Annotated in this window: 10 protein-coding genes; 8 read left to right on the forward strand and 2 right to left on the reverse strand. The window is 37.6% G+C overall.

Annotated elements, in window-relative coordinates; translation table 11 throughout:
• The first annotated feature begins 69 nt into the window (after positions 1-69).
• The 7 genes from ODE14_RS11115 (at position 70) to ODE14_RS11145 (ending at position 8719) form a co-directional block, all read left to right on the forward strand.
• Positions 70-627: a NuoI/complex I 23 kDa subunit family protein gene (locus tag ODE14_RS11115; protein WP_062160095.1), complete on the forward strand. Its 558-nt coding sequence runs from the start codon at positions 70-72 to the stop codon at positions 625-627.
• Positions 627-1124 carry an NADH-quinone oxidoreductase subunit J gene (locus ODE14_RS11120; RefSeq protein WP_029298759.1) on the forward strand — a complete coding sequence of 166 codons (498 nt, stop codon included), beginning with the start codon at positions 627-629 and terminating at the stop codon, positions 1122-1124. Before ODE14_RS11115 ends, ODE14_RS11120 begins: the two co-directional genes overlap by 1 nt.
• Before the next feature lie 3 nt (positions 1125-1127).
• Positions 1128-1457 carry an NADH-quinone oxidoreductase subunit NuoK gene (gene nuoK / locus ODE14_RS11125; RefSeq protein WP_029298757.1) on the forward strand — a complete coding sequence of 110 codons (330 nt, stop codon included), beginning with the start codon at positions 1128-1130 and terminating at the stop codon, positions 1455-1457.
• A gap of 2 nt (positions 1458-1459) precedes the next feature.
• Positions 1460-3373, forward strand: coding sequence for an NADH-quinone oxidoreductase subunit L (gene nuoL, locus ODE14_RS11130; protein ID WP_248390899.1), 1914 nt, complete (start codon positions 1460-1462; stop codon positions 3371-3373).
• Positions 3374-3375: 2 nt separating this feature from the next.
• Entirely contained in the window at positions 3376-4869 is a 1494-nt protein-coding gene (locus tag ODE14_RS11135) for a complex I subunit 4 family protein (protein WP_263601490.1), read from the forward strand.
• 101 nt (positions 4870-4970) lie between these two features.
• On the forward strand, positions 4971-6356 hold the full coding sequence (locus ODE14_RS11140) for an NADH-quinone oxidoreductase subunit N (RefSeq protein WP_263601491.1): 1386 nt from the start codon (positions 4971-4973) through the stop codon (positions 6354-6356).
• A gap of 62 nt (positions 6357-6418) precedes the next feature.
• Positions 6419-8719 (forward strand): GAF domain-containing protein, encoded by a 2301-nt coding sequence (locus tag ODE14_RS11145; RefSeq protein ID WP_263601492.1) that lies wholly within the window; start codon positions 6419-6421, stop codon positions 8717-8719.
• Positions 8720-8767: 48 nt separating this feature from the next.
• Here ODE14_RS11145 and ODE14_RS11150 read toward each other — a convergent pair whose 3' ends face one another.
• Positions 8768-9940 (reverse strand): Pycsar system effector family protein, encoded by a 1173-nt coding sequence (locus ODE14_RS11150; protein WP_263601493.1) that lies wholly within the window; start codon positions 9938-9940, stop codon positions 8768-8770.
• A gap of 38 nt (positions 9941-9978) precedes the next feature.
• On the opposite strand from ODE14_RS11150, the gene ODE14_RS11155 reads away from it, so the two are divergent.
• A complete protein-coding gene (locus ODE14_RS11155; protein WP_318173654.1) occupies positions 9979-13683 on the forward strand; it encodes a metallophosphoesterase in 3705 nt (1234 codons plus the stop codon).
• A 60-nt stretch (positions 13684-13743) separates the two neighbouring features.
• Here ODE14_RS11155 and ODE14_RS11160 read toward each other — a convergent pair whose 3' ends face one another.
• Positions 13744-14520, reverse strand: a complete 777-nt coding sequence (locus ODE14_RS11160; RefSeq protein WP_263601495.1) for a hypothetical protein — start codon at positions 14518-14520, stop codon at positions 13744-13746.
• Between the last annotated feature and the right edge of the window lies 1 nt (position 14521).

Consider the following 14521-nt stretch of genomic DNA (forward strand, 5'->3'; position numbering starts at 1 on the left):
TGTGAAAAGGTGATGATGTTAAACTTCCATCTCCCGGCTTCCATCTTCTAACATTTAATAATAAAAATAATGAAACTTACGAACAGATCAAAAGTTGTTTCCAATAAAGAAATGACCCTTGCTGAAAAAATCTACCTTCCTGCTATTTTTACGGGAATGGGGATTACTTTTAAGCATGCTGTAAGAACCGTGCTGAAAGGTGCACCTGCAGTATATTCTTATCCGGAAGTACAAAAGCCGAGAGCAGATATCTGGAGAGGTCAACACGTTTTAAAAAGAGACGAAGAAGGCCGGGAAAGATGTACCGCCTGCGGACTTTGTGCAGTAGCATGCCCTGCAGAGGCCATTACCATGACTTCAGCTGAAAGAACAAAAGAGGAAAAGCATCTTTACAGAGAAGAAAAATATGCATCGGTATATGAAATCAATATGTTGAGATGTATTTTCTGCGGTATGTGCGAAGAAGCCTGTCCAAAATCCGCAATCTATCTTACAGATCGTCTGGTAGACGTGGAGACCAACAGAGGTTCTTTCATTTACGGAAAAGATAAATTGGTTGAAAAAATAAACGAAAGGATTGATATCACAGAAAGACAATCCGAGAAACAAAAAAATGCGGTAAAATAATGGATCAGTTTTTATTTTTCTTGGTGGCGTTTTTAGCAGTCGCAAGTGCGGTATATTTCGTATTTGCGAGAAATCCTTTATATGCTATTTTGTCATTAATTGTAACGATGTTTTCTATTGCGGGCATGTACATCCTTCTGAATGCACAGTTCCTTGCGATTATTCAGATTATTGTTTACGCCGGAGCGATCATGGTATTATTCCTTTATATCCTGATGATGCTTAACCTTAATAAACAAGACGAAAGTAAGAAGAACAATACTTTAAAATTTGTTGGAGTTTTTACGGCAGGTCTTTTATTAATTGGAGTTTTAGGGGTATTCAGAGGAGTTCAGCAAAACCAGATTGCAGTTGAAAATGTAGATGGAAGCATCGGACTTACTAAAAATCTGGGAAGACTTTTGTTTAATGAATATGTTTTACCGTTTGAGCTTGCATCCATCCTTATTTTGGCAGGTATTGTAGGTGCGGTATTAATCGGTAAAAAAGATTTATAAATTATGGGAGAAGTAAATACATTTATACAAAGCATCCCTCTGAATTACTTCATCATTCTTTCTTCTGTGTTATTCAGTTTAGGAGTGTTGGGCGTATTGCTGAGAAAAAATGCTATTGTTATTTTGGGTTGTGTAGAGCTTATGCTCAATTCTGTTAATCTTTTGCTGGCTGCATTTTCAGCCTACAAAGGTAATGGAGACGGACAACTTTTAGTTTTCTTCATTATGGTGGTGGCTGCTGCGGAAGTGGCGGTAGGTTTGGCAATTATTGCTATGCTTTATAGAAATACCCGTTCTGTTGATGTAAGTATATTTAATAAATTAAGAGGATAAGAATGGAAAATTTAGTGTATGCAATAATACTTTTACCACTTTTAGGTTTTCTTATAAACGGTTTATTCGGGAAAAATCTTCCAAAAATTGTTGTTGGTAGTTTAGCTACAGCAATGGTTTTTGCATCTTTCTGCATCGCAGTTAGTATTTTCATGAATTTCGACTCAGAAAGCCAGCCTGTCATTGTAAAAGCTTTTGAATGGTTTAGAGTAAACGGAGTTCAGATTAATTTCGGATTCCAGATCGATCAGTTGTCGTTAATGATGGTCATGATCATCACGGGAATCGGATCTTTGATTCACCTCTACTCTATCGGATATATGAGCCATGATAAAGGTTTCTATAAGTTTTTCACGTATCTGAACCTGTTTATCTTCTCCATGTTACTTTTGGTAATGGGAAGCAACTACCTGATCCTCTTTATCGGATGGGAAGGCGTAGGATTATGTTCTTATCTACTTATTGGTTTCTGGTATACCAACGAAGAATATGGTAAAGCAGCGAGAAAAGCATTTATCATGAACAGAATTGGTGACCTTGCTTTATTGATCGGTATTTTCATGTTGGCTTCACAGACCAACGCTGTTGATTATCTTACCATCAGAGAGAACGCCGGAAAATTTGAATTGGATGGAAGTGTAATTATCTTTATTACGGCGAGTTTATTTATCGGTGCTACTGGTAAATCTGCTCAGGTTCCATTATATACATGGTTACCGGATGCGATGGCGGGACCAACTCCTGTCTCTGCCCTAATTCACGCGGCAACGATGGTAACAGCGGGAATTTATCTTGTAGTAAGATCCAATTTCTTATTTACTTTGGCCCCAAGCGTTCAGGACGGAATTTTATTCATTGGATTCTTAACGGCAGCTTTAGCCGGATTCTATGCACTTCGTCAGAACGACATCAAAAAAGTACTGGCCTACTCCACTGTTTCACAGCTTGGATTTATGTTCATTGCTTTAGGGTTGGGAGCTTATACAACAGCCATGTTCCACGTAATGACCCATGCTTTCTTCAAAGCATTATTGTTCTTAGGAGCGGGTTCTGTAATCCATGCGATGAGCAACGAGCAGGATATGCGTTTTATGGGAGGTTTAAAGAAATATATTCCTCTTACCCACGCTACTTTCCTGATTGGAACATTGGCGATTTCAGGATTCCCTTTATTATCGGGGATGATTTCCAAAGACGAAATTCTAGTAGCTGCTTTTGCTAAAAACCCTGTTTACTGGGTGATTCTATTCATTTTGGCAGCAGTTACTGCAACCTATATGTTCAGACTGTATTATCTCACTTTCCACGGAGAGTTCAGAGGTACTGAAGAACAAAAACACCACTTACACGAAAGCCCAACCAATATGACCTTACCATTGATCGTACTGGCTATTCTTTCTGTTGTTGGCGGTTTAATAAACCTTCCTCACTTCATCGGCCACGGCCACTACGCAAAACTGATGGAATGGCTGAAGCCGGTTCTTACTGAAGAAAGCTTTAATCAAATGGAAACAACGCTTTCAGCTGTTCCGTTTGGTACAGAAATGATACTTTTAGGAGCAACAGTATTGATGTTCTTCTGTGTATGGTTTTTTGTTAAAAACACTTATGTTAACAAGAAAAAACAGGCTCTTCCGGAAGAGCAGTACACAGGATGGGAAAAACTGTCTGCCAGAAAATTATATATTGACGAACTTTACAATGCATTGATTGTAAAAACTGTTGAAGGATTAGGACGCGGAGGAAAGATGTTTGACAATGGTATTCTTGATCGTTTTGTAGACTTTGTAGGGGATGGCGCTGAAGACAGCGGAAAAGCCATGAAGCGTGTACAGAACGGAAATGTAGAGAATTACATTCTGATTATGTCTTTGGCGGTGGGAATTATATTAATTGTTAACTTTTTATTACAATAATAATGTCTGAGTTGTTATTAACATTATTACTATTACCTCTGGTAGGTTCGGGATTAGTTTTTGCATGGAAAAACAATTCAAGCAAATATTTGGCACTGGGAATTGCATTAGTACAAATGCTGATCACTTTCTATATTGCGGCGGATTTTAATTACGCCCCAACGGTAGACAGTGTACTGCAGCACGAAATCAATTACCCATGGTCACAATTCATCAAGAGTTCTCTTCACTTCGGTATTGACGGGATGAGTCTTCTTCTTTTATTGCTGACCAATATTTTAGCGCCAATCATTATTTTATCTTCTTTTAACGAAAATGTAAGCTACAGAAATACATTCTATGGTTTAATACTATTGATGCAATTCGGCTTGGTAGGGGTTTTCACTTCACTGGACGGATTATTGTTCTACATTTTCTGGGAAGTAACCTTGATTCCGATCTGGTTCATTGCCGGACTTTGGGGTCAGGAAAATAAAAGATTTGAGTTTACTACGAAATTCTTCGTCTATACATTTGTTGGATCATTATTTATGCTTGCAGGATTGATTTATGTGTACAATCATTCAGCATCATTTGCTCTGACGGATTTATATAATGCTCAATTAAACGAAACCCAACAGACCGTGGTATTCTGGTTTATCTTTTTTGCTTTTGCAGTAAAATTACCGGTATTCCCTTTCCATACATGGCAGCCCGACACGTATACCTATTCACCGACTCAAGGATCAATGCTTTTATCGGGAATTATGCTTAAAATGGCGATTTATGGAGTAATGCGTTATTTATTACCGATTACGCCGCTTCCGATTGCAGGAATTTCAGGACAGATCGTTATCATCCTTGCTATTGTAGGAATTGTTCACGGAGCATTGATTGCAATTATTCAGACGGATATGAAGAGGATTATCGCATATTCTTCATTCTCTCACGTTGGATTAATGGTTGCAGGTATCTTCGCTTCGGCAGTCATTACATTAAGAGGAACTTTCAATATCGAAGGTGCGGAAGGAGCGTTGGTACAAACTTTTGCTCACGGTATCAACGTGGCCGGTTTGTTCTACTGTTGTGATATATTATACAAAAGATTCAAATCAAGAGATATCAGGCAAATGGGCGGACTTGCAAAAGTAGCTCCTAAGTTTGCCGTATTATTCCTGATTATTATATTAGGTTCAATGGGCGTTCCATTAACTAACGGATTCATCGGAGAATTTATCCTTTTGAAATCAATATATGATTTTAACGGGTTGGCAGCAGTAATTGCCGGTCTTACCGTGATCCTTGCTGCAGTATATTTATTGAGATTTTATGGAAAAGCAATGTTTGGTCCTGGTGATGAGACCGTTCTGAGCACAGCAAAAGATCTTTCTGCTGTAGAATTTTCGGTATTGGCAAGTTTAGCGGTTTTTGTGATTGTATTTGGTATTTTCCCGCAACCGATAATCGAAATGGTAAATAGTTCGCTGAAGTTTATCTATACGGCGATGGCCAGTTAAAAAATTAAAAGATTTAAAAATTAAAAAACTAGGAGATCGAAGAAGAATAAAGTGAAAGGGCAAAACTCTGAACTTTAAACTTCAAATCTCGAATATAAATTATGAGTGTTTTAATTATTGTTTTCCTAACGGCAGTTGTTGCGTTATTTTCAGGAGTTTTTGAACAGGGGAAATTCGCAAGATACATTGGAATTTTGGGATTAATCATCGCATTATGGGTAAGTTTTATGCCGGAAGCTTCATTCTTCGGCCAGTACAGACACATGTACGACTATACCGCCAATACTGCGTTATTTACTAAAATATCAATCGTAACTACATTATTATTATTCTTTTTGGGAGGTTTTGCATTCAGCAATCACAGAACCCACCAGTCTGAATTATACGCTTTGATGCTTTTTGCATTATGCGGTGGAATTATCCTTTTCGGATTCCAGAATTTGGTAACATTGTTCCTGGGAGTTGAGATTCTCTCTATTCCATTGTATGTAATGGCGGGAGCAAACAAAACCGATTTAAGATCAAATGAGGCTTCTATTAAATATTTCCTGATGGGTGCATTTGCAACAGGTTTCCTTCTGTTCGGGATCGCATTTATTTATGGAAATGCCGGAAGTTTCGATTTATATAAAATCCAGGATTTCGGAGTTTCAAACCCGAAAGATGTCATGTTTATTTTAGGAGTTTTATTGATTCTTTGTGCATTGGCATTCAAGGTAGCATTGGCACCGTTCCATATGTGGAGTCCTGATGTATATTACGGTTCGCCTTCATTGATCACGGCTTTCATGGCGAGTGTTGTAAAAATTTCAGGTTTTTTCGCGTTATTCAGACTAATGACTATCGGGTTTGGTGGCGTTACGGAAGAATGGATCAATATTTTTGGTGTATTCCTGATCATTACCTTGCTTTTGGCAAACGTTATGGGTCTTGCACAAACCAACGCGAAAAGAATGTTGGCGTATTCATCAGTTTCTCACGCAGGATATATCGGGTTGGTATTCTTCGGGATGACAAGCCTTTCCACTTATAATTTGGCATTCTATTTATTTGCCTATGCATTGTCAACGGTAGGTGTTTTCATGTGCCTGATTTATGTTGAAAAATTAAAAAGAGAAACTTCTTTCGGAGCATTCAAAGGTTTGGCAAAAACAGAACCTTTATTGGCCACGGCCGCTGCAATCTCTATGCTTTCTATGGCCGGAATTCCTTTAACAGCTGGTTTCATGGGTAAATTTGCATTATTTTCCCAGGCGATGAATTCTGACCACGGTGTTTTCCTTGTATTGGTGGCCGTATTAGGATCCGCTCTATCTATTGCCTATTATCTGAGATTAATTATCTCTATGTTTTTCTTTAAGGAAAGTACATTCAAATCTTCAGAGAAAGTAACCTTAACGTATAATATTGTTGCCGTATTTGTAATCGCTTCAATCATTGTTCTAGGTGTTTTCCCTGATCTTTTTGCAAAACAGTTCGGACTGTAAAAGTCCTCATAAAAATATAAGACCACAACCTCAAAGTTGTGGTTTTTTTATAACTTTACTTCATGGCAAATCTTTATAAAAAAGACGCTCCATTTCAGGTTTACATATCTTTCAAAAAGTATTTGGATGTGCTGGAGCATATCCGCTACAACGACCGTCTTGAATATCGTGTGAACTATGCCAAATCGTTATTAGATAAAACCAAAAATTTCCGGGAGCTGAGAAACGGCTTTCAGGATGTATCACTGCTGGAAAAACATGAAGAACTGATCAAACTCCTGCTTTCTGATCTATTTCCCACAGGGCTTACCAATAATGAAATAAAAGCTGCCAGTATCCCACTTTCCAATATCACATTCAACTATACGGAAAGATTTAAAAATATTCTTAAAGACGCAGGAAAAGATTTTGAAATAGAGCTCCGGAATATTGATGATGACGAATTTTATGTATTTTGCTGCTGTCTTATTCTGCAGACTTATTACAAAAGAGACATCAAAAGTTCGCTTCCGTTTTACTATGACATCCCGAACAGACAGGGAATCATGAAACATTACAAAATTATTGTGAACGCGGATTTTGCAGAAGTATATCCTACTGAAGATGCAAAGATCCCTTCTGAGGAGGTCGTCGATATGCTGCTTGAAAACCTTGATGATTTTAAGCTGTGGAAAAGATACTTCCCTTCAGAATCTTGGGTATTGAAAGGTTTTACCATCATCTCTCTGGTTGACTGCACCTCTGAAGTAGCATTGTCCGACCTGAAATCAAGCATGATCAGTATCGATCCGGAAAACCTTGCGCCGGATGAAAACCTCATCGAAATTTTCAAATCGTATTTTGATGTTTCCGAGTTAAATTTCGGACTGATGCTTTTTAATAAAAAAGATCAGAGGCTCGAAAAACTTCCGATTTATGAAAATCTTTTTACCAATCATATCCTGGACTTCTGGATCAATACTTTTGATGAGGAAACCAGGAAAACCACTTTTACCAATTTAAATCACAATTCTAAACCTATTGTTGTTTCCAACATTGAAAATCTGGATGACGAAGTGAAATCCCTGCCTTCTTTCAGAATACTGAGAGACAACAAAATCAACAGTTTCATGGTGATTCCTATCGTAAAAGATAATGAATTATTGGCCATGATGGAATTTACTTCACCGGTAATAAACAGTTTCAACGGATTAAAACTCAAAAAAATGGAGTTTTTTTCAGATATGATTTTGTTTTCCCTGAACCGATTCAGTTTTGAGAAGAATTATCAGATTGAAGCCATTATCCAGCGCGAATACACCAGTATCCACGATAGTGTGGTTTGGAAATTCAGAAATGAAGCCGAGAAATATTTCAACGCATCACTGGCAAAAAAAATATATACCTTAAAGCAGATTTCATTTAAAAACCTTACACCGCTTTTTGGATTTTCCGATATTCGTTCATCATCTGAAAAACGTTTCAACTTAATGCTGGAAGATCTCAACCAGCAGATTGAATGTCTTCATGAAATCTTTTCATTAACCAATTCGGAGTCAGAAAAATATCTTCTGGCACTTGAGATTTTCGAGAATGAATTGAATAATGAAATTAAAGCAGACAGCGAACAGCGTTTCCAGAGATTGTTAAGGGACGAAATTCACCCATATTTACAGGCTAAATTAGAAATCAAATCTTCCAGTGAAGTAAAGGCAAAAATTAAAGATTATTTTGCACAGGTATCAAATCAGAATGACCTTTTTTACAACAACAGAAAGAGCCTTGACGACTCAATAACATTGGTGAACAGGAAATTGGCAGACGTTTTGGATGAGGCACAAATAGAAGCCCAGCAGATTTTTCCTCATTATTATGAAAGGTTTAAATCGGACGGTGTAGAACATAATCTGTACATCGGCCGCAATATTGCGCCGGATCTGCATTACCATTCAAAAGTAGTTCATAAATTAAGATACTGGCAGCTGAAAACCATATGCAATATGGAACATGAGTTTCGGAATTTTAAACAAGATCTTCCTATTTGCCTGGACATTGCCTCACTGATCTTTGTCTACAATGAAAAAATTGATATCCGTTTCAGGATGGATGAAAAAAGATTTGATGTAGACGGAGCCTATAATTCTTACTATGAAATTATTAAAAAGCGTTTAGACAAAGCACATATAAAAGATTCTACAGACAGGATTACCTGCCCCGGAAAAATAACAATTGTATATTTTGGTATGGAAAACCAGAGAGAATATCTTGACTATGTTAATAAACTGCAGAAAAAAGGCGTTCTGAAAAATGATGTAGAGCTGCTCCGTGTAGAAGATCTGCAGGGAATTACAGGACTTCTTGCCCTGAGAGTTTCATTAGCTTAAAAATAAAAACTCATCCTGTCTGGATGAGTTTTTTCTTATTTGTATCTTTTAAAGACTTAAAAAAGCATATCCGAAAGACAAAACGGAAATCACGATTCCTGCCATAAAAATCTGGTAAGTAATGGATAAGAGCCTGTATTTCCGGTCCAGTACTTTTCCCAGGAAATATAAATCCTTTACCATAGAATCATAAATATAATCCCGGTCTTTGATGAGAATATTCATTGCACTCTGGTAATCATCGAACAGCATCCTGTTAAAATTCCCAAAGAACAGCAGGTTTACTTTTCTGTCGGCAACATCCTGCATGCTGAATTTCGCTTTTGTAACGTTTGGTTTTGTTGATAAAATGGCAAAAATAATGGTTAGTACCGCCGATAAAAGCAAAATAAAACTAGGAATAATCAGATGCGAATTTTTCGGGGTGTCAAGCTTCGGAACCAATACCGAAAGACAAACCGAAATAATAATCGCATTTACGGAAAGAAGAATATTGGCCTTGCTGTCTGCAATATCGCTTAATCTCGTGTGATTGCTCAGCGTAACCCTGAAAAGCGTATCCACACTTCTGTCCGGCTTCGGATCTTTATCCTTGTCTTTTTTATTTTCGGAATTATCTTTTTTACCTTCCTCTTTCTCTAATTTTTTTTCGATTTTCTTAATATTTTTCTCTTTCAAAGGCTGCCACGCATTTTTTGCATAATCGGTATAAAACTGATGCTTGTTTTTCAGCATATCCAGGTTACCGGCATTCCACTCGTCATTAGAAAAACATCTTACGTTGGTAAGCTCCCACTCTTTTCGCAGTGCATCAGAAATATCGTTGTAATCGTGGCTTGCAAAATGGCTGCAGTCCGCATCCTTTACAATTTTCTCCAGAAGATTTTGGGGGACATACGTAATTTTTGTCGCCAAAATTAACTGTACAATATCATTGATATCGTTTTCGGGATAATTTTCTTTCTGAAGGAAGCTTTTTGCGATCTCGGCTCCGTTTTCTTCATGGTCTTTGGCACATTCTATGTATCCTGTATCATGAAACCAAAGTGCAAGCAATACCTTTTCCTGATCTTTTTCAGAAACAGGCGTGTTTTTCAGGATCTCTTCAGCCTTATTTACCGTAAATGTTGTATGTATAAAATTATGATAAAAATATACCGAAGATAGCTTATCTTTGAATAAGGTTTCAACATAATCTTTGGCTTTTTGTAAAATGTCCATCACCGAAATTTTGTTAATGTAAATTTATGAATTTATACTTGAAAACTCATCTAAAAAATACTTCTCTTGCTCTTAGATTCGTATTATCCGCCGGAGTTTTATATTCCTGCGCAACATATAACGTAAAAAAGGGTAAAAACTTATCTGAAGTCAGCAATTCTGATGTAAAATCCGAAAATGACTTTACCCTATTTCTTGTAGGAGATGCAGGCAATGCAGATGAGCCTCAGTCACAGCAAACTTTACAATTACTGAAAAACCGGCTGGAATCTGCAGGAAGCAACTCGATGCTCCTATTTCTGGGCGATAATATTTATCCGCACGGAATGCCGAAAGAGTCTGATAAAGATTATCCGCAAGCCAAAAAGAAACTGGAAGACCAGCTAGCCATTGTAAAGAACTTTAAAGGTAAAACACTGGTTATTCCCGGAAATCACGACTGGTACAGCGGACTGGACGGGTTAAAAGCTCAGGAAGATTTCGTAAAAAATTATTTGAACGATAAAAAAGCTTTTCTTCCTAAAAATTCCTGTCCTATTGATGACATCAGCCTCACGAAAGATATCAAATTAATTGTGATTGATTCGGAATGGGCATTGCTAAACTGGGACAAGCATCCGGGAATCAACAAAAACTGCGACATCAAAACCCGTGAAGATCTTTTCACCGAATTTAAAGATTTAATTAATAAAAATCAGGATAAAAGAATTATTGTTGCGCTTCATCATCCTATTATCAGCAGCGGAACACATGCAGGATTTACCTCTGCAAAATCCCACCTTTTCCCTTTAAAAAGCAAAATTCCGGCTCCGGGCGTTGCAAGTCTCATTAATGTTGTAAGAAGTTCTTCGGGAGCGAGCCCTGAAGACATTACAAACAAGCATTACGCAGATCTGGCCAACCGAATTAAAAGTATTGTCCAGGAAAAGGAAAATATTATTTTTGTTTCGGGACACGATCATAATCTTCAATATCACGAATTAAGAAATATCAGACAGATTATCAGCGGCGCGGGCTCCAAAGTTGATCCCGCTACCATCAGGGAGAAAACTGATTTTTCTTACGGAGGAAGCGGCTTTGCTATACTGAATATCAGAAAAGATAAAAGTTCGGACGTAGAATATTTTTCTACAAAAGATAATTCTTTAGAACAACTTTCGCATATTCAGGTCACTGAAAAGCCTGCGGATTTCATAAACAATTACCCAGATTCTTTTCCTTCAACAGTAACATCAACCATTTATCCTAAAAAATTAACAGAAAAAAGAAAATTTTACAGGTGGCTTTGGGGAGAGCATTACCGAAAATATTACAGAATGCCCGTTGAAGCTCCTACAGCGAACATTTCAACACTGGATGGCGGCTATACACCTTTCAGGGAGGGCGGCGGAAATCAATCGAACAGCCTCCGGCTGAGAGCGCAGGACGGACAGGAATTCGTAATGAGAGGTGTTAAAAAAAGTGCCGTCCGTTTTCTCAATAATATGGCATTCCGTAAAAGTACTTTCGGAAATGAACTGAATAATACTTTCCCTGACAGGTTCCTTTTGGACTTTTATACTACCAATCATCCTTTTACACCTTTTGCGGTGGGAAATATGGCGGATAAGATTGATCTTTATCACAGCAATCCCAGATTATTTTATATCCCGAAACAAAAGGCTCTGGGAGAATATAATATCAACTACGGAGATGAAATATACATGATTGAAGAGCGGTTTTCTGCAGATCCTAAAACCCTTGCTTCTCTGGATAATGCAAAGGATATTGTTTCAACAGATGATGTTCTGAAAAATTTTAATAAAAACTACAAATATTCCGTAGACCAGGAACTGTATATCAGGGCCAGGCTTTTTGATATGCTGATTGGTGACTGGGACAGACATTCCGACCAGTGGAAATGGGCCGAATATCAGCAAGGTGACAAAGTACTTTACAAACCCATTCCGCGGGACAGGGACCAGGCATTCAGTAAGTATGACGGAAATGCTTTCAAAATTATTATGAATATTCCGGCGATCCGCCACATGAAAACGTTTAAAGATGACATCAAGAGCGTAAAATGGCTTTCTATGGAACCCTACCCTCTTGATCTTGTTTTTTTGAAAGGCGCTACTGAAGAACAATGGATTGCCCAGGCAAAATACATCCAGGAGCATCTTACGGATCAGGATATTGACAATGCATTCAGCAACCTTCCGAAGGAAGTGCAGGACGAAACCATTGCAGATATACAAAGAAAGCTGAAATTGAGAAAAACGAAACTGGAAACCTATGCTTCACAGTACTACAATGTGCTGCAGAAAAAAGTTCCATTGGCAGGAACGGTAAATCCTGATAAATTCGTTATTACTAAAACCGGAAACTCAGTTAACGTTAAACAATATAAATTAGATAAAAAGAAAGAAAATCCTGAACTGGTTTTTGAAAAGACCTATGATGATTCCAAAACCAAAGAGCTATGGATCTACGGACTTGAAGATGATGATATTTACGAAGTTTCAGGAGAAGGAAGACCTAAAATGAACATCAGGCTGATCGGAGGGTATAACCACGACACCTATACTATTGCCGACGGGAAGAAGGTTAAAATTTATGATTTTAAATCACAAAACAATACCTACAACACAAATGGTGCTTCAAAAAATATTTCAGACGATTACGACATTAATACCTACAATTACAAACATCCGAAATACAACTTTATTGCAGGCTATCCGAATGCCAATTTCAATCCGGATGATGGGGTAATTTTAGGATTTGTTGCCAACTATACGGTAAATAATTTTATCCGTGATCCTTTTACCCAGAAACACAGCTTGAGAGCTAATGTTTATACAGCTACGGGAGGGTTTAATCTAGGATATAAAGGGATTTTCAAAAAAGTGGTCGGAAATTGGGACGCCGGTATTGATGCATTGTATACCACTCCGTTTTTTGCAAGAACATTCTTCGGTCTGGGTAACGAAACGCAATATGACAAGGAAGCCGTAGAGAGAGACTACAACCGGGTAAGAATTTCGCAATTTAAATTTGCACCATCTTTATCAACAACAAGCTGGCGCGGTATAAAAAACCAGTTTCAGCTGAGTTTTGAGCATGCTAAAGTGCAGCAGACTGACGACCGTTTTGTAGCGGTTTCCCCGGATGTAAATCCTGAAGTTTTTGATGGGCAGCAGTTTGCAGGAGCCAATTATACATTCAGTTTCAAAAATGTAGATAATAATGCATTTCCGACTTTAGGAATGGAATTCCTCTTAAACGCAGGCTGGAAAGCAAACATCTCAGAATTTGACCAAAATTTTGCAACGTTCCAGGGAACACTGAATGTTTTCCACAGAATCGATAAAAGAGGGCGTTTCGTATTTGCCAATTCCACGAATGCGATGATCATCAACAATAATAATTTTGAATTTTATCAGGCCGCGGCAATTGGTGGTAATAACGCGATGCGTGCTTACAGAAATGAGCGGTTTGCAGGAAAATCGTATTTCGTGAATAATGCCGAAGTGCGATGGGATTTTGGCCGTGTTAAAAACAACATTGTGCCTGTTAATATGGGAATTTTGGTAGGCTATGATCTTGGAAGAGTATGGATAGACCGTGAATCTTCTGACAAATGGCACCAGGGCGTGGGCGCAGGATTCTGGATGAATATTCTGGAAATGTTCTCTGCCCGCATCGACTATTTCACCGGTGAAGACGGCGGACGAATTTCAGGAGGTGTAGGATTGGTGTTTTAAAATATTGATTAAGAAACTGTATTATAACAAAACCGCAGAGGATATCTGCGGTTTTCTGTTTTATTGCCATGTCAGGATTACCTGTCCGTCCGAATCATAAAAATAGGTCCAATCTGAATGACCACTTCCGGGAGGAAACTGTAGATTCTGAAGGTCCTGAACAGTATAATTGACCGTTCGATAATTGTTTTTTGATAGACTTTTTTCGTAAAAATTATCATTGCATAAATACAATTTTTTAAAAGGATTTTTTGCAGTATCAAAATTTGAATAAAAAGTTGTTGTAAGTTTAGAATCGATGCCTCCGGATTTTTCTAATTTTTCACTTTTAATTAAATTTTGGTTTGAGTCAAAGAAATATGTTGTAAAATATTCCCAGGTATATTGCTTTTCATATACAACAATCTTGTCTGTCTGGTAAGAATAGGTTTTTTCAGAAAATAAGACATCTATACCATTATACAAATACCTGCTTTTAAGCTTTCCATTTTCCATAGTACAAACTTCTTTTACCGCCCCATTGGCCTCTACTTCAGAATGCTGAATAGATACCTTATCATTATTGTAAGAAAACAAAGAATATGGATCTGTCATAAAAGTGGTAATGCCCGGAGTTGGTGACATAATTTTACCGGAAGCCTTTTTCAGAAGACCATTTTCATATGAAAATTTGTAAGTAAGACGCGGGTCAATTGAAGAATAGCTTTTAGGAAATGAAGCTATAAAAGCGGAAATTTTTTCTGGCTGTAATTCCTGATCAACAATTGCTGTACTCTCATCATTATCACACGAAGAAAATATTCCTGCAATACATAAAATATAAAAAAATTTTTTCATA

It is taken from the genome of Chryseobacterium sp. PET-29 (assembly GCF_025736815.1).
In the GTDB taxonomy this organism is placed as follows: Bacteria; Bacteroidota; Bacteroidia; order Flavobacteriales; family Weeksellaceae; genus Chryseobacterium; species Chryseobacterium nepalense.

Excerpts from the sequence above, each read along its gene's own strand:
- ODE14_RS11115 (WP_062160095.1), top strand. The coding sequence starts at position 70 with ATGAAACTTACGAACAGATCAAAAGTTGTTTCCAATAAAGAAATGACC.
- ODE14_RS11120 (WP_029298759.1), top strand. The coding sequence starts at position 627 with ATGGATCAGTTTTTATTTTTCTTGGTGGCGTTTTTAGCAGTCGCAAGT.
- nuoK (WP_029298757.1), top strand. The coding sequence starts at position 1,128 with ATGGGAGAAGTAAATACATTTATACAAAGCATCCCTCTGAATTACTTC.
- nuoL (WP_248390899.1), top strand. The coding sequence starts at position 1,460 with ATGGAAAATTTAGTGTATGCAATAATACTTTTACCACTTTTAGGTTTT.
- ODE14_RS11135 (WP_263601490.1), top strand. The coding sequence starts at position 3,376 with ATGTCTGAGTTGTTATTAACATTATTACTATTACCTCTGGTAGGTTCG.
- ODE14_RS11140 (WP_263601491.1), top strand. The coding sequence starts at position 4,971 with ATGAGTGTTTTAATTATTGTTTTCCTAACGGCAGTTGTTGCGTTATTT.
- ODE14_RS11145 (WP_263601492.1), top strand. The coding sequence starts at position 6,419 with ATGGCAAATCTTTATAAAAAAGACGCTCCATTTCAGGTTTACATATCT.
- ODE14_RS11150 (WP_263601493.1), bottom strand. The coding sequence starts at position 9,940 with ATGGACATTTTACAAAAAGCCAAAGATTATGTTGAAACCTTATTCAAA.
- ODE14_RS11160 (WP_263601495.1), bottom strand. The coding sequence starts at position 14,520 with ATGAAAAAATTTTTTTATATTTTATGTATTGCAGGAATATTTTCTTCG.